The organism is Streptomyces albireticuli, assembly GCF_021228125.1.
Lineage (GTDB): Bacteria > Actinomycetota > Actinomycetes > Streptomycetales > Streptomycetaceae > Streptomyces > Streptomyces albireticuli.
Genome location: NZ_JAJQQS010000002.1, coordinates 151,495 through 173,505, shown reverse-complemented (window position 1 = coordinate 173,505; position 22,011 = coordinate 151,495). Strand labels below are relative to the sequence as shown.

General features: G+C 74.0%; 16 protein-coding genes. 7 read left to right on the top strand and 9 right to left on the bottom strand.

The features are described 5' to 3' along the window. The first annotated feature begins 60 nt into the window (after positions 1–60). From LUZ64_RS00975 to LUZ64_RS00965, 3 genes are all read left to right on the top strand, one after another. Positions 61–864 (top strand): sugar phosphate isomerase/epimerase family protein, encoded by an 804-nt coding sequence (locus LUZ64_RS00975; protein ID WP_095583373.1) that lies wholly within the window; start codon positions 61–63, stop codon positions 862–864. Positions 865–936: 72 nt separating this feature from the next. Then, the gene (locus LUZ64_RS00970; RefSeq protein WP_095583372.1) at positions 937–1,560 is read left to right on the top strand and encodes a TetR/AcrR family transcriptional regulator; all 624 of its coding nucleotides are present in this window, start codon (positions 937–939) and stop codon (positions 1,558–1,560) included. A gap of 394 nt (positions 1,561–1,954) precedes the next feature. Then, positions 1,955–2,599, top strand: coding sequence for a hypothetical protein (locus tag LUZ64_RS00965; RefSeq protein WP_211304954.1), 645 nt, complete (start codon positions 1,955–1,957; stop codon positions 2,597–2,599). Positions 2,600–2,671: 72 nt separating this feature from the next. Here LUZ64_RS00965 and LUZ64_RS00960 read toward each other — a convergent pair whose 3' ends face one another. From LUZ64_RS00960 to speB, 5 genes are all read right to left on the bottom strand, one after another. Beyond that, a complete protein-coding gene (locus LUZ64_RS00960) occupies positions 2,672–4,102 on the bottom strand; it encodes a S28 family serine protease (RefSeq protein ID WP_095579640.1) in 1,431 nt (476 codons plus the stop codon). A gap of 223 nt (positions 4,103–4,325) precedes the next feature. Next, positions 4,326–8,192, bottom strand: coding sequence for an ABC transporter ATP-binding protein (locus tag LUZ64_RS00955; protein ID WP_095579639.1), 3,867 nt, complete (start codon positions 8,190–8,192; stop codon positions 4,326–4,328). Positions 8,193–8,475: 283 nt separating this feature from the next. Continuing rightward, positions 8,476–9,522, bottom strand: coding sequence for an esterase-like activity of phytase family protein (locus LUZ64_RS00950; RefSeq protein ID WP_095579638.1), 1,047 nt, complete (start codon positions 9,520–9,522; stop codon positions 8,476–8,478). Positions 9,523–9,681: 159 nt separating this feature from the next. Next, complete coding sequence (gene kdpB, locus LUZ64_RS00945; protein ID WP_372472015.1) at positions 9,682–11,835, bottom strand: potassium-transporting ATPase subunit KdpB; 2,154 nt, start codon at positions 11,833–11,835, stop codon at positions 9,682–9,684. 216 nt (positions 11,836–12,051) lie between these two features. Next, positions 12,052–13,032, bottom strand: a complete 981-nt coding sequence (speB, locus tag LUZ64_RS00940; protein WP_095579637.1) for an agmatinase — start codon at positions 13,030–13,032, stop codon at positions 12,052–12,054. A gap of 179 nt (positions 13,033–13,211) precedes the next feature. Here speB and LUZ64_RS00935 point away from each other — a divergent pair, with 179 nt between their 5' ends. Beyond that, on the top strand, positions 13,212–14,006 hold the full coding sequence (locus LUZ64_RS00935; protein ID WP_095579636.1) for a phosphatase: 795 nt from the start codon (positions 13,212–13,214) through the stop codon (positions 14,004–14,006). Positions 14,007–14,075: 69 nt separating this feature from the next. On the opposite strand, the gene LUZ64_RS00930 is transcribed toward LUZ64_RS00935, so the two are convergent. The 4 genes from LUZ64_RS00930 to LUZ64_RS00915 form a co-directional block, all read right to left on the bottom strand. After that, complete coding sequence (locus tag LUZ64_RS00930) at positions 14,076–14,315, bottom strand: hypothetical protein (RefSeq protein ID WP_095579635.1); 240 nt, start codon at positions 14,313–14,315, stop codon at positions 14,076–14,078. 86 nt (positions 14,316–14,401) lie between these two features. Beyond that, positions 14,402–15,289 carry an acyl-CoA thioesterase II gene (gene tesB / locus LUZ64_RS00925; RefSeq protein WP_095579634.1) on the bottom strand — a complete coding sequence of 296 codons (888 nt, stop codon included), beginning with the start codon at positions 15,287–15,289 and terminating at the stop codon, positions 14,402–14,404. A gap of 10 nt (positions 15,290–15,299) precedes the next feature. After that, positions 15,300–16,457: an acyl-CoA dehydrogenase family protein gene (locus LUZ64_RS00920; protein WP_095579633.1), complete on the bottom strand. Its 1,158-nt coding sequence runs from the start codon at positions 16,455–16,457 to the stop codon at positions 15,300–15,302. Between the two features lie 109 nt (positions 16,458–16,566). Next, positions 16,567–17,193 (bottom strand): SACE_7040 family transcriptional regulator, encoded by a 627-nt coding sequence (locus tag LUZ64_RS00915; protein WP_095579632.1) that lies wholly within the window; start codon positions 17,191–17,193, stop codon positions 16,567–16,569. An 88-nt stretch (positions 17,194–17,281) separates the two neighbouring features. Between LUZ64_RS00915 and LUZ64_RS00910 the strand changes: the two genes are divergently transcribed. From LUZ64_RS00910 to LUZ64_RS00900, 3 genes are read left to right on the top strand one after another with little or no spacing between them, the layout of a single operon-like run. Continuing rightward, complete coding sequence (locus LUZ64_RS00910) at positions 17,282–18,913, top strand: carboxyl transferase domain-containing protein (protein WP_095579631.1); 1,632 nt, start codon at positions 17,282–17,284, stop codon at positions 18,911–18,913. A gap of 13 nt (positions 18,914–18,926) precedes the next feature. Next, positions 18,927–21,074 carry an ATP-binding protein gene (locus LUZ64_RS00905; RefSeq protein WP_095579630.1) on the top strand — a complete coding sequence of 716 codons (2,148 nt, stop codon included), beginning with the start codon at positions 18,927–18,929 and terminating at the stop codon, positions 21,072–21,074. Further along, positions 21,071–22,009, top strand: a complete 939-nt coding sequence (locus LUZ64_RS00900) for a hydroxymethylglutaryl-CoA lyase (RefSeq protein WP_095579629.1) — start codon at positions 21,071–21,073, stop codon at positions 22,007–22,009. Before LUZ64_RS00905 ends, LUZ64_RS00900 begins: the two co-directional genes overlap by 4 nt. The last annotated feature ends 2 nt before the right edge of the window (positions 22,010–22,011 follow it).

The window sequence follows — 22,011 nt, the reverse complement described above, 5'->3', positions numbered from 1 at the left end:
GGGACCCCCTTCTGCCGTACAAGGAGCATTTCCCGCCCGCACCCGGGGAACCCGGTCCCCATGAAACTGGCTTTCTCCACCCTCGGTGTCCCCGGTCTGCCCCTCCCCGACGTGGCGCGGCTCGCCCGCGCGCACGGCTACGACGGCGTCGAGCTGCGCGCGCACCCGGAGGAACCGGTGCACCCGGGCTCGGGCCCGCGCGAGCGGGCGGCGGCCGCCGCGGAGTTCGCCGGGGCGGGCGTCGGGATCCTGGCGGTGGCCGGGTACGTCCGGGTCGCCTCGCCCGGGCCGGACGAGGCGGTGCTCGGGGAGCTGTCCGCGCTGGTCCGGCTCGCCGGCGACCTGGGCGCGCGGTACGCCCGGGTGTTCCCCGGCGGCGGGGACAGGCCGGCGGCGGAGGCCGACGCGACCGCCGCGCGGCGGCTGGGGGCCGTCGCGCCGCTCGCCGCCGACCTGGGCGTCCACGTCCTGCTGGAGACCCACGACTCGCACCGCCGGGCCCGGGACGTGGCGCGGATCCTGGGCCCGGTCGGGCACCCGAACGTCGGAGCGCTCTGGGACGTCCTGCACACCTGGCTCGGCGGCGAGACGCCGGCGCTGAGCTTCCCGCCGCTCTCCCCGCACCTGGGCTACGTCCAGGTGAAGGACGTAGCCTCGGCGGAGGACACCGCGCCGCTGCCGCTGGGGTCGGGGGTGCTGCCGCTGCCCGACTGCGCGCGGGTGCTCGGCCGCGCGGGCTGGGACGGCTGGCTGTGCTGGGAGTACGAGAAGCGCTGGTACCCGCAGGCGGCGGAGTTCCAGCAGCTGGCGGGGCCCGGCCGGGAGTACCTGCTGGGCCTCGTCGACGGCGCCCGGGCGTCCTGAGCCCGCCGTCCCTCGCCCCGGGCCCGGCGGCGGCCCGAACCGTATGATCGACAGGGCGAGAGGGCTGCACACATGACGGTGGACACCAAGGAACGGCTGATCGGCGCGGCGGAGACCGTCCTGCGGACCCAGGGGTACGCCAAGTCCAGCGCGCGGACGATCGCCAAGGAGGCCGGGGTCAATTCCGCCCTGGTCTTCTACCATTTCGGCGGGGTCGACCCGCTGCTGTTCGCCGCCCTGGACCGGTCCTCCGCCGAGCGGATGGCGGTGCTCGCCGACGCCGTCGCCGGCTGCCGGACCCTGGAGGACCTCACCGAGGCCGCCACCCGGATCTACCGCCACGACATCGAGGCCGGGCACCTCACGCTCTTCGCCGAGCTGGTGGCCGCCGCCGTGGCCAAGCCGGATCTGCGGGAGCAGATCCGGGTGCGGGCCGAGCCGTGGATCGCCTTCGTCGAGGAGACCCTGGAGCGGGTGATCGGCGGCACCCCGCTGGCCCGGCTGACCCCGCCGCGCGACCTGGCCAACGCGGCCATCACCTTCTACCTCGGCGTCAACCTCTTCACGGTCCTGGACGCCGACCGCTCGCGTACGGACTCGGTGTTCGCGATGGCCCGGCGGCTGGCGCCGCGCGCCCGTCTGCTGACCCGGCGGCTGCCCGCCCGGCTCGTCATCAAGCGGCGCGCGCACGGCTGACGCCCGCCCCGCGCGGAACCGCTCCGGGGCGCCGCCCGTCCAAGACGCGTGCTGTTGTCGAACGGCCGCCGGACGGTGTCGGCGCGCGCCCCCGGCCGCGTCGCCGGCCTCCCTCTCCGCCGCCCGCGGTCGACAGCGCACCGCCGCCGGCGCGCCCCCTTCCACAGCGCCGGTGGCGGCTCCCCGGGTACCGGGGCGCGTCCCGGCGTACGGACCCGTCGGCACGCCCCGCACACACCCCGTTCCGCCCGTCCCGGCCGCCCCGGCGCGCCCCGCACGTCTGGCGTGCGCCGGGCCCGGAGAGTCAGGCTGAAGCGCACGGGGCGGCACGGACCGGGGGGAGTCGCCGGGGTACGGGGCAGGACGCGCGGGGACGGCGGGAACGGGGGGACACATGCGCCATCGGGTGCGGCGGGCCGCGCTGCTCGCGCTCGTCCTGTTCGCGGCACCGGCGGTGGCGGTCCCGCTGGCCGGCTGCCAGATGCCGGTCCGGGCGGCCGGGGACGACCGGAGGGCCGTGGCGGCCTCGGTGCCGCCCTGGCCCGGGCAGCCGCGGCCCGGGGCCACGTTCCTGGGCCGGAGCGCCTGCGCGGGCGGCGGAGGGGCCGCCTTCACCGAGGTCTCGTGCGCGAGCGAGCGGGCCGTCGCCCGGGTCCTGGCCCGCTTCAACGGCCCGCGGGCCGACGGTCCCCGCTGCCCGGCCGCCACGGACTTCGTGCTGCACATCACCGCGGTCGACCGGGGCACCTCGGAGGAGGACAGCGCTCCGGAGGGCTACGCCTGCATGCGCAACCTCCAGGCGCCGCACCCCGGCGACCCGGGGCGGGGCGGCGGCCCGGTGACGGTGACCGGAGACTGCGTGTACACCGAGCGGCGGGGCGTGGTGAAGGAGACCGCCTGCGACGGCTCGGGCCGGCACGCGCCGGAGTACCGGGTGACGCGCGAGGTCGGCGCGCGGCCCGAGTGCCCGGCCTCGACCGACCTGTACGTACACGTCGGCGGCGGGACACCCGTCGGGTGCGCCCGCCGCCTGGTGTGAACTCAGGGGCCCGCCTCACGGACTCGGAGGGAGCCCTTCGGCCTTACGGCCGTCCTGGCCGCTCCGTTGTCCTTACGGACGGAGGCTGTTCTGCCGGTCGACGACCGGACGGTCGAGCTTCGCGTCGAACGGAGCAAGCGGCTTGGCGTGCGTGGCGTCCTTGCGGACGGCCGCGGGCGCGACGCCGGCCCACTCCAGGACCTCGGCCGTGGCCTTGGCCCGGTCGTCGGCGACGAGCTGGGAGATGTTCGCGCCGTGGTTGCCGCCGGGGGCGTAGAAGCGGTAGTCGTCCCGCGCGGCCGCGTTCCGGCCGAGGTTGAACGGCTCGCCGCTCCACGGGTCGTTCTGCCCGTAGACGAAGAGCATCCGCTCGCTGTCGTTGCGCACCCAGCGGTCGATGTCGGCCATCGCCCTGGGCTTGAACTTCATCGGGATGTCACGCGCCACGTAGTTGCGCGGGCTGTAGATCCCGGGGTAGCGCAGCAGGCCCTTCAGGTGCGGGGTCTTGAAGCTCGGCGCGCCGAGCTCGGTGCCCGCCTGGTAGTAGTACGGCGTGAACCGCTCCAGGCCCTGGTCGGTGTAGCCGTCGAAGCCCGAGATGGTGTCGATGAACTTGTAGAGCTCGTCCGTGGAGGCGCTGGTCGCGGGCACGGTCGCGCACTCGCTCTGGAGGTGGTACTGCCAGAACGCCCAGACCAGGTCCATCACGACGTTCTCGTACGCCTTGTCGGCGCTGCCGACGACCTTGAAGGTCTTGCCGTTGGCGTCGGCCCACTTCTGGTAGCGGTCGACGATCTCGTCACGGCGGACGAGCGCCTGCTTCTGCACGGAGTTGAGCTGGGTGCGGCAGGCCTGGTCGCCGACGTTCGCGAAGAACTTGTCGTAGGCCGAGTCCTCGTTGTTGTTCACGTCGTTGGGCGCGACGTAGGCGACGGTGCCGTTCATGTCGTCCGGGTAGAAGCGGCGGTAATACGTCGCCGTCATACCGCCCTTGCTGCCGCCGGTGGCCAGCCAGTTCTTGTTGTAGACGGGCTTGAGCGCCTGGTAGAGGCGGTGCTGGTCGCTGGCGGCCTGCCAGATGTCCAGCTTCGACCAGTCGGCGGGCTGGGGCCGGGACGGGGTGAAGAAGCGGTACTCCATCGACACCTGGTTGCCGTCGACGATCCGGGTGGGCTCGCTGCGGCTGGGGTTGGTGCTGACGTTGTAGCCGGAGGTGAAGAAGACCGTCGGCCGGTCGGTGGACTTGTTCAGCAGCGTGAAGCGCTGCTTGAAGGTCCCCTTGGCCGGGTTCCGGTGGTCGACCGGCTGGTCGTAGGTGAGGACGAGGTAGCGGTAGCCCTCGTAGGGCTTCTCCTCCACGAAGCTCATCCCCGGGATCGCGAGGACGCGTTCCTTGATGTCCTGCTCGGTGGCCGCGGCCGCCGTCCCCGCCGTGGCACCGCCGACACCGACGGTGCCCGTGAGCACCGCCAGCGCCAGCAGCCCTCTGAGCGCCTTGCGCATTCGCCCTCCCCTGGGTTCACACAGTTCGCCGTGAACCTACCGGGGGCGACATCGGCTGCACCAGACCCTCAGGCGTATCAACTGACCAGCCGACCGGTCGAATACCGGTCGGCTGGTCTCTTTCTCCTGGTCTGTCGTGCTCCTGGCCTGTGGTGCTCCCGGCCCGTCGTGCTCACGGTCCGTCGTGCTCCTGGTCCGTCGCGTGGAGGGCCGGCGCCGCCGGCTACGCGGCGACCGCCTCGCCCGTGAACGTCCGCCACAGCACGGCGTACCGCCCGTCCAGCGCCAGCAGTTCGTCGTGCGTGCCGTCCTCCACCACCCGGCCGCGGTCGAGGACCACGACACGGTCCGCGCGGGCGGCGGTGGTCAGCCGGTGCGCGACGACCAGCGTGGTGCGCCGGCCCGCCAGCTTCTCGGTGGCCTGGTTGACCAGCGCCTCCGTGGCCAGGTCCAGGGCCGCCGTGGCCTCGTCGAGCAGCAGGACGTCCGGGTCGACCAGCTCGGCGCGGGCCAGCGCGATCAACTGCCGCTGCCCGGCGGAGAGGTTGCGGCCGCGCTCGGCCACGGTGTGCAGATAGCCGCCGTCGAGCGTGGCGATCATGTCGTGCGCGCCGACCGCCCGCGCCGCGGCCTCGACCTCGGCGTCGGAGGCGTCCGGCCGCCCGTAGGCGATGGCGTCGCGGACCGTGCCGGGGAAGAGGTAGGGCTCCTGCGGGACGACGCCCAGCCGGTGCCGGTAGGCCGTGGCGTCCAGCTCGCGCAGGTCGTGCCCGTCGACGCGGACGGTGCCCGACGTCGGGTCGTAGAACCGTGCCACCAGCTTGACCAGCGTGGACTTCCCCGCGCCCGTCTCGCCGACGAAGGCCACGGTCTGCCCGGCCGGGACGCCGAGGTCGATGCCCGCGAGGGCCCGCTCGCCGTCGCCGTAGTGGAAGTGGACGTCCTCGAAGGTCACCGCGCCGCGGAGCTCCGTCACCGCGCGCGGCCGCGTCGCCGGCGGGGTGGTCGTCGTCTCCCGCAGCAGTTCACGGATCCGGCCGAGCGAGACCGTCGCCTGCTGGTAGCCGTCGAAGACCTGCGAGAGCTGCTGGACGGGCGCGAAGAACAGGTCGATGTAGAGCAGGTACGCCACCAGGGCGCCCGCCGTCAGGGTGCCGGCGCCCACCCGGTTCGCACCGACGATCAGCACCGCCGCGGCGGCCACGGACGACAGCAGCTGCACGAACGGGAAGTAGACCGAGATGAGCCACTGGCCGCGCACCCGCGCCCGCCGGTAGGCGTCGCTGCGCTCGGCGAACCGCCGCCCGTCGGCCGCCTCGCGGCGGAACGCCTGCACGATGCGGAGACCGGCGACGCTCTCCTGGAGGTCGGCGTTGACGAGGCCGACGCGCTCGCGGGCGAGCTCGTACGCCTTGACGCTCTGCCGGCGGAAGACGACGGTGCCGATCACCAGCAGCGGCAGGGTCGCGAAGACGACGAGGGCCAGGCCCACGTCGATGACCAGCAGGGCGACGAGTATGCCGAAGAAGGTGAGGACGGAGACGACGGCGGTGACGAGCCCGGTCTGGAGGAACGTGGACAGGGCGTCCACGTCCGTCGTCATCCGGGTCATGATCTTGCCGGTGAGCTCGCGCTCGTAGTAGTCGAGGCCCAGCCGCTGGAGCTGGGCGAAGATCTTCACCCGGAGGGCGTAGAGCACGCGCTCGCCGGTGCGGCCGGTGAGCCGGGTCTCCGCGACCTGCGCGGCCCACTGGCCGACCACGACCAGCAGGGCGAGGCCGGAGGCCACCCACACCGCGCCGAGCGCCAGGCGCTGGACGCCCTGGTCGATGCCGTGCCGGATGAGGACCGGCAGCAGCAGACCGGCGACCGCGTCCACGGCCACCAGCAGCAGGCTCAGGGCCAGCGGCCCGCCGAAGCCGCGCAGCAGCTGCCGCAGCCCGAACTCCTTCTCGGGCCGGGCGGCGCGCTCCTCGTCGACGTCGGGGGTGTCGGCCGCGGGCGGCAGCGCGGCCACCTTGGCGAGCAGCTCGGGCGAGGCCGGCATCCCGGCGAGGTCGGCGGGCGCGCCGTCCCCGGTACGGACCCACAGGGACGGGGTGACGCCGTCGACGACGGCCCGCTTGCGGGGGCGCGGCGCGGACGCGGGGGCGTCGTCCGGGACCCCGGTCTCCTCCAGCGGCTCCGCGACGAGGGTCCCGGTGAGCGCGGTCCCGCCGCCGGGGCCGCCCGCGAGCGCCCGGCCCGCGGGGTCCTTGCGGACCCCGGCCAGCTCCTCCGGGTCGGTCAGCAGTCTGCGGTAGAGCTCGCTGCGCTCCTCCAGCTCCTCCGCCGTGCCGAGGTCGGCCAGCCGCCCGTTGTCGAGGACGGCGATCCGGTCGGCCAGGGCCAGTGTCGAGGCCCGGTGGGCGATGAGCAGCGTCGTGCGGTCCGCGGTGACGGCGCGCAGCGTCTCGTGGATCTCGTGCTCCACCCGGGCGTCGACCGCGGAGGTCGCGTCGTCGAGGAGCAGCAGCCGGGGGTCGGTGAGGATGGCGCGGGCGAGCGCGATGCGCTGGCGCTGGCCGCCGGAGAGGGAGAGGCCCTGCTCGCCGACCTCGGTGTCGTACCTGTCGGGCAGCCTGGAAATGAAGCCGTCGGCCTGGGCGGCCCGGGCGGCGGCCTGGATCTGCTCGGCGGTGGCCTCCGGGTGCCCGTAGGCGATGTTGTCGGCGATGCTCGCGGAGAACAGGAAGCTGTCCTCGGGCACCAGCCCGATCGCGGCCCGCAGCGAGGGCAGCGTCAGGTCGCGGACGTCGTGCCCGCCGACTCTGACGGCGCCGCCGGTGGTGTCGTAGAAGCGCGGCAGGAGCAGCGCGACCGTCGACTTGCCGCTGCCGGACGCGCCGACGACCGCGACGGTCTCACCGGGCTCGATGCGCAGCGAGAAGCCGTCGAGGACCGGCCGCTCGGGGTCGTAGCCGAAGGTGACGTCGTCGAACTCGACGGTGGCGGGCGCGTCGTCGGGCAGCGCGTGGGCGCCCGGCCGCTCCTCGACGACCGGCTCGGTGTCGATCAGCTCGAAGACCCGCTCGACGCCGGCCCGGGCCTGCTGACCGACGGTCAGCATCATGGTGAGCATCCGCACCGGGCCGACGAGCTGTGCCAGATAGGTGGAGAAGGCGACGAAGGTGCCGAGCGTGATCTGCCCGCGCGTGGCCATCCAGCCGCCGACCGCCAGCATGGCGACCTGGCCGAGGGAGGGCACGGCCTGGAGTGCGGGGGTGTAGCGGGAGTTGAGGCGGACCGTGCGCAGCCGGCCCGCGAAGAGACGGCGGCTCACCTCGCGGAGCTTTCCGGCCTCCTGCTCCTCCTGGCCGAAGCCCTTGACGACGCGGACGCCGGTGACGGCTCCGTCGACGACGCCCGCGACGGCCGCCGCCTGCCCCTGGGCGTACCAGGTGGCGGGGAAGAGCTTGGTGCGGCTGCGCTGGGCGAGGAACCACAGGGCGGGTGCCACGGCGAGCGCGATGACCGTGAGCAGCGGCGAGAGGCTCACCATGACGACCAGTGAGATCACGAACAGCAGGATGTTGCCGATCATCATCGGCAGCATGAAGAGGAGGCTCTGCACCAGCTGGAGGTCGCTGGTGCCCCGGCCGACGACCTGGCCGGTGGAGAGGTCGTCCTGGCGTCGGCCGTCGAGGCGGGCGATCGAGGCGTACATCTCGGTCCGCATGTCGTGCTGGACGTCGAGGGCGAGGCGGCCGCCGTAGTAGCGGCGGAGGTAGGTCAGGCCGTAGACGACGACCGCGGCGACGACGAGGAGCGTCGCCCAGGGGGCGAGCGGGCGGTCGCCGGCGCCTATGACGTCGTCGATGATCAGCTTGGGTATGAGCGGGACGAGGGCCATGACGGCCATGCCGCCCAGCGAGGAGCCGAGGGCGAGCAGCACGGTGCGGCGGTATCGCCAGCAGTACCGTGCGAGCCGCCTGGCCCAGCCTTCTCCGACTTCCGTCGCCGCCGGTTCACCGGCTTCCGTCGCCGCCACCCGAGACCTCCCGCTGTCCTCTGCCACGGACGGCCCAACGCCGTGGGCTGCGGATTTCATCCCGCGGCAACATTGCGGCGGCGGTGACCGTGGGGATTCTTCCCCAGCCCCGCCCCTTCCCGAACCGGGGCTCCGCCCCGGACCCCGGTCCTCAAGCGCCGGACGGGCTGAAAATCAGCCCGTCCGGCGCTTGAGGACACCACGCGTCAGCGCGGAAGGGGGCCCGGGGGCTCGCCCCCGCCACGCGGCGGAGCCGCACATCGGATGCAGCGGGAAGGGGCGGGTAGGGGACAAAGCCCCGCGCAGCGGTGGCCGCGGAACCGCGAGGGCCGGGCCCCGGACGTCACGGCAACCGCGCCGTCAGCGCGTACAGCCGCGTCGTCTGGCGGACGCTCTCGTTGTCGTCGCTGACGAGGAGCAGGCGCAGGCGCCCGCCCCGGGCCCGGCCCAGGACCGCGAGTCCCTCGATGTTGTCCAGCAGCGGATTCGTCTGCGGCTGCTTCGCCGGGGCGCCCAGGGACGGGCACTCCCCCAGGTCGGCCAGCAGCCGCTTGCGGACCGGCCGGGTGCCGGGGCCGCCGGGGAGCGTCTCGACGCCGGAGGTGTCGCTCGCGCCGCGCGCGTCCGCGACGTAGAGCCGTACCGTGTTCCCCGTCCCGGGGGTGAACCCGCGCTCCAGGACGAGCAGCCGGCCGTCCCCCGCCTCCGTGACCTCGGAGACGCCGAGGCCGGGGTCGACCGGATAGCCGTACTGCCGGCCGAGCCGGAATTCCGGGGCGCCCGGGCCCGTACGGGAGCGTTCCCAGGTCTGGAACCGGACCGTCCGCCCGTCACCTGCCAGCGGACCCTCCATCGCGGCGAGGAGACTCCGGCCGCCGGGCCGGAGGGTGAGGCCCTCGAAGGTCTGGTTGGGCAGGGCCCGGCCCGCCGGGGCGGGCCGCAGCGCGCCGGGGACGGGCAGCCGCCCGAGGAGGGTCCCGTCGCGGGCGTACCGGCGGACGGACGGCTCGGTCTCGGAGGCGACCAGCCGGGTGCCGTCGCGGTCGACGGCGAGGGCCTCGGCGTCGACCGCGCCGCCCCGCTCGTCGGCGAGCGCCCGGGCACGTACGGGCCGGGCGGCGGTGGGTCCCCGCCGGACGTCCAGGGCGAAGAGCCGGGAGCGGTCGGAGAGGGCGGCGACCGTGCCGTCGGTGTCGGCGGCGAGGGCGGAGAGGTTGCCCACGTAGGAGCCGTCGAACGCGGTCTTGTCGAGGCCGTCGCCGTAGCCGTCGATCCGGACGTGCGGGGAGCAGGCCCGCGAGGGCGGCGCCGCGGCGGCCGGGCCGGGCGCCTGGGCGGCCGCCAGCAGCGCGACGGCGGTGACGGTGGCGAGCGTGGGTCGGATGCGCACGATAACCCCTCCCGGTACGGCCCTGGTCCGGCTGGGGCCGACGGTAGGGGGCCGGTGACGGGGCCGGGAAGACTTCCGGCGGCGTCACGGGGACGCCCGCGGGAACTTCCGGTGCGGGCCCGCGCGCCGCCCGTCCCGGTCCGGCCCGGCCCGGCCGCGTCAGATCCCGGGGAGGTACTGGATCAGCAGGTCGATGAGCTTGATGCCGGCGAACGGCGCGACGAGCCCGCCCAGCCCGTACACGCCGAGGTTGCGCCGCAGCAGCGCGTGCGCCCCGGCGGGGGCGTAGCGGACGCCGCGCAGGGCGAGCGGGATCAGGGCGACGATGACGAGGGCGTTGAAGATGATCGCGGAGGCGATGGCCGAGGTGGAGCTGTGCAGGCCCATGACGTTGAGCTTCTCCAGGCCCTCGTAGCCGGCCACGCCGCCGAACATCGCGGGGACGATCGCGAAGTACTTGGCGACGTCGTTGCAGATGGAGAAGGTGGTGAGCGCGCCACGGGTGATCAGGAGCTGCTTGCCGACCTCGACGATCTGGATGAGCTTGGTGGGGTCGGAGTCCAGGTCGACCATGTTCCCGGCCTCCTTGGCGGCCGAGGTGCCTGAGTTCATGGCGACGCCGACGTCGGCCTGGGCGAGCGCGGGGGCGTCGTTGGTGCCGTCGCCGGTCATGGCGACGAGGTTGCCGCCCGCCTGCTCCTCGCGGATCCGGGCCAGCTTGTGTTCGGGGGTGGCCTCGGCGAGGTAGTCGTCGACGCCGGCCTCGGCGGCGATGGCCTTGGCCGTCAGCGGGTTGTCGCCGGTGACCATGACGGTCCTGATGCCCATGCCGCGCAGCTCGGCGAAGCGCTCCGCGATGCCGGGCTTGACGATGTCCTTGAGGTGGACGGCGCCCAGGACGCGGGCGCCGTCCCGGTCCTCGACGGCGACGAGCAGCGGGGTGCCGCCGCCGGCGGCGATGGAGTCGACGATCCAGCCGGCCTCGGCGGGGACCCGGCCGCCGCGCCGGTTGACCCAGGTGGTGACGGCGGCGCCCGCGCCCTTGCGGATGCGGAGGAAGTCGCCCTCGTACGCGAAGTCGGCACCGCTCATCCGGGTCTGCGCGGAGAACGGGACGAAGCGGCCGTGGGCGAAGTCGGTGGCGTCGTGGTCGATGCCGTGGCGGCGGGCGAGGCCGACGATCGAGCGGCCCTCGGGGGTCTCGTCGGCGAGGGAGGCGAGCTGGGCGGCGTCGGCCAGGAGGTCGTGCGGCACGCCCTGGACGGGCACGAAGGAGGTGGCCTGCCGGTTGCCGAGGGTGATGGTGCCGGTCTTGTCGAGGAGCAGGGTGTTGACGTCGCCGGCGGCCTCGACGGCCCGGCCGGACAGGGCGAGGACGTTGCGCTGGACGAGCCGGTCCATGCCGGCGATGCCGATGGCGGAGAGCAGGGCGCCGATCGTGGTGGGGATCAGCGTCACCAGCAGGGCGACCAGCACGGTGATCGTCTGCGGGGCGCCGGCCCAGGCGGCCATGGGCTGGAGCGAGACCACGGCGAGGATGAAGATCACGGTGAGGCAGGCGAGCAGGATGTTCAGGGCCAGCTCGTTGGGGGTCTTCTGCCGGGTGGTGCCCTCGACCAGGGCGATCATGCGGTCGAGGAAGGTGTGGCCGGGGCGGGAGGTGACCCGGACGACGATGCCGTCGGAGAGCACCTTCGTCCCGCCCGTCACACCGGAGCGGTCGCCGCCCGCCTCGCGGATGACGGGCGCGGACTCGCCGGTGACGGCGGACTCGTCGACGGACGCCACACCGTCGACGACCTCCCCGTCGCCGGGGATCGTCTCACCGGCCGCGACGACCACGAAGTCCTGCGGGGAGAGCTCGGAGGCGGGGACCCGCTCCTCCTCCCAGTCGCGCCGGTCCATGCCGACCCGCCAGCGCCGCAGCCGGCGGGCGACGGTGCCGGAGCGGGTCCGGCGCAGCGACTCCGCCTGTGCCTTGCCGCGGCCCTCGGCGACGGCCTCGGCGAGGTTGGCGAAGACCACGGTGAGCCAGAGCCAGGCGCCGATCAGCCAGGCGAAGACGGAGGGGGCGAGCAGCGCGGAGAGCGTGGTGAGCACGGCGCCCACCTCGACGACGAACATCACCGGGTTCCTGACCATCACCCGGGGGCGCAGCTTGCGGACCGCGTCCGGGAGGGAGGCGATCAGCAGCTTGGGGTCGAGCGCGCCGCCGGCCACCTGGCGGTGGCGCCGCCGGCCCCGGCCGGGCGGGGGCGGGGCGGCCGGGCGCGGCGGGGTGACGTCCTGGTCGGGGAGCAGGTGCAGGGGCACGGCGTGGCCTTCGACGGAGGTGGGTGATCACCCCAGCCAACCGTTCGGACACGGTGTGTTTCCGTGTCCTTACGGGGCCTTGTCGCCCGGCGGCCCGGGCCTGACGTGCCTTTGACGCGCGGGCCGGAACCGTGTCCGCCGCGCGTGGTGTCCCGGGCCGCCGGAACGAACCGGCACCCTCCCCGGCCCTTCGGAAGGGCCGGAGGGTCCGGGACGTCAGCCGCGCGACGCCGCGATCTGCCGCGACATGATCGTCGTCAGCTCGTACGCCGCGTGCGAGGCCGCCACGGACGTGATCTCGGCGTGGTCGTAGGCCGGGGCGACCTCGACCAGGTCGGCGGAGACCAGGTTGCAGGAGGACAGGCCGCGGATGATCTCCAGCAGCTCGCGGGAGGTCAGGCCGCCCGCCTCCGGGGTGCCGGTGCCGGGCGCGTGGGCCGGGTCCAGGACGTCGATGTCGATGGAGATGTACAGCGGGCGGTCGCCGACGCGCCGGCGCAGCTGGTCGGCGATCTCGTCGACGCCACGGCGCATCACATCGGCCGAGGTGACGATGCCGAAGCCCATCTTCTCGTCGTCGGTGAGGTCCTTCTTGCCGTACAGCGGGCCGCGCGTGCCGACGTGGGAGAGCGCCTCGGTGTCGAGGATGCCCTCCTCGACGGCCCGGCGGAACGGCGTGCCGTGGGTGTACTCGGCGCCGAAGTAGGTGTCCCAGGTGTCCAGGTGCGCGTCGAAGTGCAGCAGGGCGACGGGGCCGTGCTTCTTGGCGACCGAGCGCAGCAGCGGCAGGGCGATGGTGTGGTCGCCGCCGAGGGTCATCATGCGGGCGCCGGTGCCGAGGAGGTCGTCGGCCGCGGCCTCGATCGTCTCGACGGCCTCGTCGATGTTGAACGGGTTGGCGGCGATGTCACCGGCGTCCGCGACCTGCGCGAGGGCGAAGGGCGAGGCGTCCTGGGCCGGGTTGTACGGGCGCAGCAGGCGCGAGGCCTCGCGGATGGCGTTGCCGCCGAAGCGGGCGCCGGGGCGGTAGGAGACACCGGTGTCGAACGGCACGCCGACGACGGCGACGTCCGTCGTGCCGACCTCGTCCAGGCGCGGCAGGCGGGCGAAGGTGGCGGGGCCGGCGTAGCGCGGGATGCGGGAGGAGTCGACCGGGCCGCGCGGTTCACGGGGGGCGGAGCCGTTCTGGGGGGTCATGCGGAAGCCTCTCGAAATCACGGACGCGTTACGGTCGTACCAACGCGGCGTCGGCCTTGCTGGACGTACCCGAGGGTAGGCAGGGCGGCGGATTCCGCACATGTACGTATCCGTGAGTCCGGCCCCGCCATATGGACACGACGTCCAGCGAAGCGCTCTCGGGGGAGACAATGAGCCGCATGCCGATACCCAGCCACGCACCCAGTCGCGCCGAACTGATCGACCACCTCGTCCGGACCCGTATCGCGGGGGACGTGGCGACCCCCCGGGAGAACAACCTCGATCACTACCGCCGGCTCGCGAACGGCGACCGCCGGTACTGGCTGGGCCTGGAGCTGGGCGACCGCTGGACGGACGAGCAGGACGTGCTGGCGGTGATGGCGGAGCGCTGCGGGGTGAGCGACGACCTCGACCACCGGGCCGGGCAGGACACCATCGACCCGGAGCTGACCGTCGACGCGCTGGACCGGATGGCGAACGTCCTGCGCAAGGCGGCGGAGGGCCGGCGGCGGGTGCTGTTCGCCACGGGCCACCCGGGCGCGCTGCTGGACGTGCACCGGCTGACGGCCGACGCGCTGCGCGCGGCGGGCTGCGAGGTCGTCCGGATCCCGGGCGGGCTGCTGGCGGACGACGGCTGCGTCGTGCAGTTCGCGGACGTCGCGGTGTACGAGGGCGGGGCGACGCTCTGGCACACCCATTCGCCGCACCCGATGACCGCGATCCTCGACGGGCTGCTGCGGGAGGGCCGCCCGCTACCGGAGCTGGTCGTCGCCGACCACGGCTGGGCGGGCTGCGCGGCCCAGCGCGGCATCGACGCCGTCGGCTACGCGGACTGCAACGACCCGGCGCTGTTCCTCGCGGAGGCGGAGGGCACGCTCCAGGTGGCGGTGCCGATGGACGACCACGTCGTCGACCCGCGGTACTACGAGCCGATGACGGCGTACCTGCTGGAGGCGGCGGGTCTCAGGGCGTAGCCGGGCCGGGCGGAGGGGCTTCCCCTCCGCCCGAGGCCGCCTCGGTCCCTCCGCCTCAGTCCATCCGGCTCAGTCCATCCGCCCGTTCCAGCCCCGGACCGCGCACCACGCGCCGGCCGAGAGCACGGCGAATTCACCTGTGCGCAGGGCGAGGCCGCTCACCAGCCGGGCGGTGCCGACCATGTCGAGGATCCGGCCGTGCAGGAAGAATCCCAGGACGATCGCGGCGGCGATCAGCAGCACGCCGCCGACGAGGAGCAGGGCCCGGAAGGCCCCCGCTATCGGCCTTCCGGTAGTCGTGCCGCCCATCGTGTGCCCCTCTCCCCCGCCGCCCCGTGCGACAACCCGCCGATCCTACCGGGGAGATGGCGGGCGCGGGGGTGCGAGACGGCCGGTCAGGAGCCCTCCCGGGGGCGCGGCACCCGGATCACTCCCTCCTGGATGACGGAGACGGCCAGCTGCCCGCCCTCGGTGAAGATCCGGCCCCTGGCGAGGCCCCGGCCACCCTGCGAGGTGGGGCTCTCCTGGTCGTACAGCAGCCACTCGTCGGCGCGGAACGGCCGGTGGAACCACATCGCGTGGTCCAGGCTCGCGCCGACGACGTCGCCGACCGTCCAGCCGCCACGCCCGTGGGCGAGCAGCACGGAGTCCAGGAGCGTCATGTCGGAGACGTAGGTGACCAGGCAGACGTGCAGCAGCGGGTCGTCCGCCAGTTTGCCGTTGGTCCGGAACCACACCTGCGACTTGGGCTCGCGGGGCTCCCCCACGCTGGCGAACGGGGGCTCGTCGGCGTAGCGCAGGTCGACGGCGGCCCGCGCGTCCGACAGCCGTTGCGCGACCTCCGGGTCGACGAAGCGGTGGGCGTGGCGGGGCAGCATCTCGGCGGCGGTGGGCAGCGAGAGCGGGTCCGGCGCCGACGGCATCGGCTCCTGGTGCTCCATCCCCTCCTCGTACGCCTGGAAGGACGCGGAGAGGTGGAAGATCGGCTGCCCGTGCTGGACGGCCACCACCCGGCGGGTGGTGAAGGAGCGTCCGTCGCGGATCCGGTCGACGGTGTAGACGATGGGCGCGCCGGGGTCGCCGGGGCGCAGGAAGTAGGCGTGCAGCGAGTGCGGCAGCCGCTCCGCGGGGACGGTGCGGCCGGCGGCGACCAGGGCCTGGGCGGCGACCTGGCCGCCGAAGACGCGCGGCACGACGGAGGGGCGGCTGGTGCCGCGGAAGATGTCCCGCTCGATCCGTTCGAGGTCGAGGAGGTCGAGCAGGTCCTGGAGGGATTCGTTCATCGCGCGCCGTCTACAGGCCCATCGACTTGGCGATGATGGAGCGCATGACCTCGCTGGTGCCGCCGTAGATGCGGCTGACGCGGGTGTCCGCGTAGAGGCGGGCTATCGGATATTCCATCATATAGCCGTAACCGCCGTGCAGCTGGAGGCACTTGTCGATGACGACGGCGGCCCGCTCGGTGGTGAAGAGCTTGGCGGAGGCGGCGTCGGCGGCGGACAGCTCGCCCGCGTCGTGGGCCTCCAGGGCGCGGTCGACGACCGCCTGCATCGCGTCGACCTCGGCCTTGCAGTCGGCGAGGACGAACTTGGTGTTCTGGAAGGCGGCGACGGACTGCCCGAAGACGGTGCGGTCCCGGCAGTACGCCTTGGCGAACTCGACGGCCGCGGCCGACTGGGCGTACGCGCCGACGGCGATGTAGAGGCGCTCCTGCGGGAGGTTGTGGCCGAGGTAGCCGAACGCCTTGCCCTCCTCGCCGAGGAGGTCCCCGACGGGCACCTTGACGTCGGTGAAGGAGAGTTCGGCGGTGTCCGAGGAGTGCAGGCCGAGCTTCTCCAGCTTGCGGCCGACGGCGTAGCCCTCGGAGGTGGTGTCGACGACCAGGATGGAGATGCCGGAGCGGCGGTCCTCGGGGGTGGGCGGCGCGGTGCGGGCGCAGACCAGGACGCGGTCGGCGTGGACGCCGCCGGTGATGAAGGTCTTGGCGCCGTTGAGGACGTAGTGCGTGCCGTCCTCGGAGAGCTTGGCGGTGGTCTTCATGCCGGCCAGGTCGGAGCCGGTGCCGGGCTCGGTCATGGCGATGGCGGTCATCATGTCGCCGGAGACGAAGGCGGGCAGCCAGCGTCGCTTCTGCTCCTCGGTGCCGTACGTGAGGAGGTAGGGCAGGCAGAGGGCGGTGTGGACGCTGCTGCCGCCGAAGCTGACGCCCGCGCGGGCGCACTCCTCGGCGACGACGGCCTGGAACTTGAAGCTGCTCTCGCCGGCGCCGCCGTACTCCTCGGGCACCTCGATGCCGAAGACGCCGAGCTCGCCGAGCTTCTTGTAGAAGTCGCGGGGCGCGGCGCCGGCCTCGCGCCACTCGTCGTAGACGGGCACGACCTCCGCGGCGATGAAGTCGCGGATGGTCTCCCGGAACGCCTCGTGGTCCTCGTTGTACACGGTCCGACGCATCCTGCCCCCTCGTCGCGCATGCCCGTCCGGACATGTCTAAGCGCTCGCTCAGGCGGCAAGTTACCCGGGGGTCATGTCGGCTGTCCAGAGTGCGCGGATCACCGGCAGGTCACTCCTCCGCGCCTCCGGTGAGGCTCGCGAGCGCCCCCAGCGCCAGCCTGCGCAGCAGGGCGGCGGTGGCGTCGCGGCCCGGGAGGGCGCCGGGGCGGCCGAGGTGCGGGGTGGAGTTGAGCAGCCCGAAGACGGCGTGGACGGCGGCCCGGGCCTCCGCCTCGCCCGCGCCGGGGTGCAGGGCGCGCACGACCTCGACCCAGAGCTCGACGTACTGGCGCTGGAGGGAGCGCACCAGCTTGCGGTCGGTGTCCCTCAGCTGGCCCAGCTCGCGGTCGTGGAGGGTGATCAGGGCGCGGTCGTCGAGGGCGAAGTCGATGTGCCCGTCGACGAGCGAGTCCAGCACGGCCGCCGGGCCGCCGCCCCCGCCGGTGGCCGCCGCCACCCGCTCCCGGCCGCCCGCGAGGAGCCGCTCGCTGATGCCCACCAGGAGCTCCGAGAGCATCGCATCCTTGCCGGCGAAGTGGCGGTAGAGGCCGGGGCCGCTGATGCCGACCGCCGCTCCTATCTCGTCCACGCCCACGCCGTGGAAACCGCGCTCGGCGAAGAGCCGCGCGGCCTCCTGGAGGATCCGCTCCCGGCGGGTGGGGGCGGCGGTCGAGGTGCGGGTCGCTACGTCAGTCACGAAAGTAATTCTAGACAGCGGCGTTAGTGGTCGTTAACCTGAAGGAAATGTGTTAACGCTCATTAACCGAGCAAGGGAGCTCGAGTACATGCAGCAGGCACCGGCGCTGGGGAGCGCCGCCGATCCGGCGTCCGACGCCTGGCGGGCCAACGAGGCCGCTCACCGCGAGCTGTCCGCGGGGCTGCGGGAGCGGCTCGCCGCGGCCCGGCTGGGCGGGGGCGAGAGGGCCCGGGAGAAGCACACCGCGCGCGGCAAACTGCTGCCGCGCGACCGGGTGGACGCCCTGCTGGACCCGGGCTCGCCGTTCCTGGAGCTGGCCCCCCTGGCGGCCGAGGGGATGTACGGCGGCGCCGCGCCGGCCGCCGGGGTGATCGCCGGGATCGGGCGGGTCTCCGGCCGCGAGACGGTGATCGTCGCCAACGACGCCACGGTCAAGGGCGGCACGTACTACCCGATGACCGTGAAGAAGCACCTGCGCGCGCAGGAGGTGGCCCTGGAGAACCGGCTGCCCTGCCTGTATCTGGTGGACTCCGGCGGCGCCTTCCTGCCGATGCAGGACGAGGTCTTCCCCGACCGCGAGCACTTCGGCCGGATCTTCTACAACCAGGCCCGGATGTCCGGCGCGGGCATCCCGCAGATCGCCGCGGTGCTCGGCTCCTGCACGGCCGGCGGCGCCTACGTCCCGGCGATGAGCGACGAGGCCGTGATCGTGCGGAACCAGGGCACCATCTTCCTGGGCGGCCCGCCGCTGGTGAAGGCCGCCACCGGCGAGGTCGTCACGGCGGAGGAGCTGGGCGGCGGCGAGGTCCACTCCAAGGTCTCCGGCGTCACCGACCACCTCGCCGAGGACGACGCGCACGCCCTGCGGATCGTCCGCACCATCGTCTCGACGCTCCCCGGGCGGGCCGCGCCGCCCTGGCCGGTGGAGCCGGTGGAGGAGCCCGCCGTCGACCCCGCGGGGCTCTACGGCGCGGTGCCCGTCGACCCCCGCACGCCCTACGACGCGCGGGAGATCATCGCGCGCCTGGTGGACGGCTCGCGGTTCGCCGAGTTCAAGGCCGAGTTCGGGCAGACCCTGGTGACGGGCTTCGCCCGGATCCACGGCCACCCGGTCGGCATCGTCGCCAACAACGGCATCCTCTTCGCCGAGTCCGCCCAGAAGGGCGCGCACTTCATCGAGCTGTGCGACCAGCGCGGCATCCCCTTGCTCTTCCTCCAGAACATCTCCGGCTTCATGGTCGGCCGGCAGTACGAGGCGGGCGGCATCGCCAAGCACGGCGCCAAGATGGTGACGGCGGTGGCCTGCACCCGCGTCCCCAAGCTCACGGTCGTCGTCGGCGGCTCCTACGGCGCGGGCAACTACTCGATGTGCGGGCGCGCCTATTCGCCGCGCTTCCTGTGGATGTGGCCCAACGCCAAGATCTCGGTGATGGGCGGCGAGCAGGCCGCCTCGGTGCTCGCGACCGTCAAGCGGGACCAGCTGGAGGCGCGCGGCGAGAAGTGGGCCGCCGAGGAGGAGGACGCCTTCCGCGCCCCGATCCGGGAGCAGTACGAGACGCAGGGCAGCGCCTATTACGCCACCGCGCGGCTGTGGGACGACGGGGTCATCGACCCGCTGGAGACCCGGACCGTGCTCGGTCTCGCCCTTACGGCGTGCGCGAACGCGCCGCTGCCCGCCAAGGACCCCATGGCGCCCGGCTACGGCGTCTTCCGGATGTAGGGGGATGCACACAGTGTTCGACACCGTCCTGGTCGCCAACCGCGGCGAGATCGCCGTCCGGGTGATCCGTACGCTCCGGAAGCTCGGCATCCGTTCGGTCGCCGTCTTCAGCGACGCCGACGCGGACGCCCGGCACGTCCGGGAGGCCGACACCGCCGTCCGGATCGGCCCGGCGGCCGCGGCCGAGAGCTATCTGTCGGTGGAGCGCCTCCTCGGCGCCGCCGCCCGCACGGGCGCGCGGGCCGTGCACCCCGGCTACGGCTTCCTCGCCGAGAACGCCGCCTTCGCCCGCGCCTGCGAGGCCGCCGGGCTCGTCTTCATCGGCCCGCCCGCCGGGGCGATCGAGCTGATGGGTGACAAGATCCGCGCCAAGGAGACGGTGCGCGCGGCGGGCGTGCCCGTCGTGCCCGGCTCCTCGGGCAGCGGGCTGACGGACGCCCAGCTCACCGCCGCCGCCCGGGAGATCGGCATGCCCGTCCTGCTCAAGCCCTCGGCGGGCGGCGGCGGCAAGGGCATGCGGCTGGTCCGGGACGAGGCCCTGCTGGGCGAGGAGATCGCCGCCGCCCGGCGGGAGGCGCGCGGCTCCTTCGGCGACGACACCCTGCTCGTGGAGCGCTGGATCGACCGGCCGCGCCACATCGAGATCCAGGTGCTGGCCGACGGGCACGGCGGCGTCCTCCACCTCGGCGAGCGCGAGTGCTCGCTCCAGCGCCGCCACCAGAAGATCGTCGAGGAGGCGCCCAGCGTCCTCCTGGACGAGGCCACCCGCGCCGCGATGGGCGAGGCCGCCGCGCAGGCGGCGCGCTCCTGCGGCTACACGGGCGCGGGCACGGTCGAGTTCATCGTCCCCGGCGAGGACCCCTCCGCGTACTACTTCATGGAGATGAACACCCGCCTCCAGGTGGAGCACCCCGTGACGGAGCTCGTCACCGGCCTGGACCTGGTCGAGTGGCAGCTGCGGGTCGCCGCCGGCGGGCGGCTGGGCCTCGCTCAGGAGGACGTCACCCTCACCGGGCACGCCGTTGAGGCGCGCGTCTGCGCGGAGACGGCCCGGGTGACCGGTGAGCGGGTCGACTTCCTGCCGTCGGCGGGCGCGGTGCGGCTGCTGGGCGAGCCCGCGGGCGACGGCGTCCGCGTCGACTCGGGCCTCTCGGAAGGCACCGAGGTCGGCACGGCCTACGACCCGATGCTCGCCAAGGTCATCGCCTACGGCCCGGACCGCCCGACCGCGCTGCGCAGGCTGCGGGCGGCGCTGGCGGAGACGGTCGTCCTGGGCGTCGACACCAACGTGGGCTTCCTGCGGCGGCTGCTGGCGCACCCGTCCGTCGTCTCCGGCGCCCTGGACACGGGGCTCGTCGACCGTGACGCGGCGTCGCTGGTGCGGACGTCCGTCCCGGCCGAGGTGTACGCGGCGGCGGGCCTGCTCCGGCAGGCGGGACTGGCGCCGGTGGCCTCCTCCGAGGGGCCGGGCGCCTGGGTGGACCCCTTCTCCGTCCCGACGGGCTGGCGCCTGGGCGGCGAGCCCGCGTGGACCCTCCACCACGTACGGGCGCCGGGTCAGGACCCGGTGACGGTACGGGTGCGCGGGACGGGGTCCCGCATGGAGGTCGCCCTGCCGGAGGGGCTCGCGGCCCCGGAGGGATCCGGGGAACCCGGCGCCGGGCTAGCTGCGGGCACGCCCGCCGGGCCCGGCACGGGCACGTCCCCCGGCCTCGGCACGGGCTCTCCCGCCCCGGCGCCCGGGGAGAACCCCGCCCCCGCGCGAATCGTGCGGCTCACGCCCACCACGCTCACCATCGAGCTGAACGGCCTCACCCACACCTTCACCCACGCCCGTGGCCCGGCCGGCACCTGGCTCGGGCGGGACGGTGACGCCTGGCACCTCCAGGACCACGACCCCGTCGAGGCCCTGGGCGGGTCCGGCGCCGCGCACGCCGGGGCGCTCACCGCCCCCATGCCCGGCACCGTCACCGTCGTCAAGGCCGCCGTCGGTGACACCGTGGCCGCCGGTCAGAGCCTCCTCGTCGTCGAGGCGATGAAGATGGAGCACGTCATCTCCGCCCCGCACGACGGCACCGTCACCGAGCTGGACGTCACCGCCGGCACCACGGTCGCCATGGACCAGGTCCTGGCCGTCGTCACCCCGCGGGAGGAATCATGATCGACGGACTGCCGATGCCCGTACCGGACCCCGGCCTCCCGGACCGCGTCCGGATCCACGAGGTCGGCCCGCGCGACGGCCTCCAGAACGAGAAGACGGTCGTACCGGTGGAGGTGAAGGCGGAGTTCATCCGCCGGCTCGCCGCCGCCGGCCTCGGCACCGTCGAGGCGACGAGCTTCGTGCACCCGAAGTGGGTGCCGCAGCTCGCCGACGCCGAGCGGCTGTTCCCGATGCTCGACGGCGTCGCCGCCCGCCTCCCGGTCCTGGTGCCCAACGAGCGCGGCCTGGACCGCGCCCTGGCCCTGGGCGCCCGGGAGGTCGCGGTCTTCGGCAGCGCGACGGAGTCCTTCGCCAAGGCCAACCTCAACCGCACGGTCGACCAGTCGCTGGACATGTTCGCCCCGGTCGTGGCCAGGGCGAAGGAGGCCGGCGCCGGTGTGCGCGGCTATCTCTCCATGTGCTTCGGCGACCCCTGGGAGGGCCCCGTCCCCGTCGAGGGCGTCGTACGGGTCGCCCGCCGCCTCATGGACCTCGGCTGCGACGAGCTCAGCCTCGGCGACACCATCGGCGTCGCCACACCCGGCCACGTCGGCGCCCTGCTCACCGCGCTCGGCACGGCCGGCGTGCCCACCGCCCGGCTGGCCGTGCACTTCCACGACACGTACGGCCAGGCCCTGGCCAACACCCTCGCCGCGCTCCGGCACGGCGTGACCACCGTCGACGCCTCCGCGGGCGGCCTCGGCGGCTGCCCGTACGCGAAGAGCGCCACGGGCAACCTCGCCACCGAGGACCTGGTGTGGATGCTCGACGGCCTCGGCATCGACACCGGCGTCGACCTCCGCCTGCTCACCGCCACCAGCGTGTGGATGGCCGACCGGCTCGGCCGCCCCAGCCCGTCCCGCACCGTGCGTGCCCTCGCCCCCCAGGAGAACTGAGC

Bases quoted from the DNA above. Each gene is read 5' to 3' on its own strand.
- LUZ64_RS00930 (WP_095579635.1), bottom strand. From the start codon at position 14,315: ATGGGCGGCACGACTACCGGAAGGCCGATAGCGGGGGCCTTCCGGGCC.
- speB (WP_095579637.1), bottom strand. From the start codon at position 13,032: ATGACCCCCCAGAACGGCTCCGCCCCCCGTGAACCGCGCGGCCCGGTC.
- LUZ64_RS00970 (WP_095583372.1), top strand. From the start codon at position 937: ATGACGGTGGACACCAAGGAACGGCTGATCGGCGCGGCGGAGACCGTC.
- LUZ64_RS00935 (WP_095579636.1), top strand. From the start codon at position 13,212: ATGCCGATACCCAGCCACGCACCCAGTCGCGCCGAACTGATCGACCAC.
- LUZ64_RS00960 (WP_095579640.1), bottom strand. From the start codon at position 4,102: ATGCGCAAGGCGCTCAGAGGGCTGCTGGCGCTGGCGGTGCTCACGGGC.
- LUZ64_RS00910 (WP_095579631.1), top strand. From the start codon at position 17,282: ATGCAGCAGGCACCGGCGCTGGGGAGCGCCGCCGATCCGGCGTCCGAC.
- LUZ64_RS00920 (WP_095579633.1), bottom strand. From the start codon at position 16,457: ATGCGTCGGACCGTGTACAACGAGGACCACGAGGCGTTCCGGGAGACC.
- LUZ64_RS00965 (WP_211304954.1), top strand. From the start codon at position 1,955: ATGCGCCATCGGGTGCGGCGGGCCGCGCTGCTCGCGCTCGTCCTGTTC.
- tesB (WP_095579634.1), bottom strand. From the start codon at position 15,289: ATGAACGAATCCCTCCAGGACCTGCTCGACCTCCTCGACCTCGAACGG.
- LUZ64_RS00975 (WP_095583373.1), top strand. From the start codon at position 61: ATGAAACTGGCTTTCTCCACCCTCGGTGTCCCCGGTCTGCCCCTCCCC.
- LUZ64_RS00900 (WP_095579629.1), top strand. From the start codon at position 21,071: ATGATCGACGGACTGCCGATGCCCGTACCGGACCCCGGCCTCCCGGAC.
- LUZ64_RS00955 (WP_095579639.1), bottom strand. From the start codon at position 8,192: ATGAAATCCGCAGCCCACGGCGTTGGGCCGTCCGTGGCAGAGGACAGC.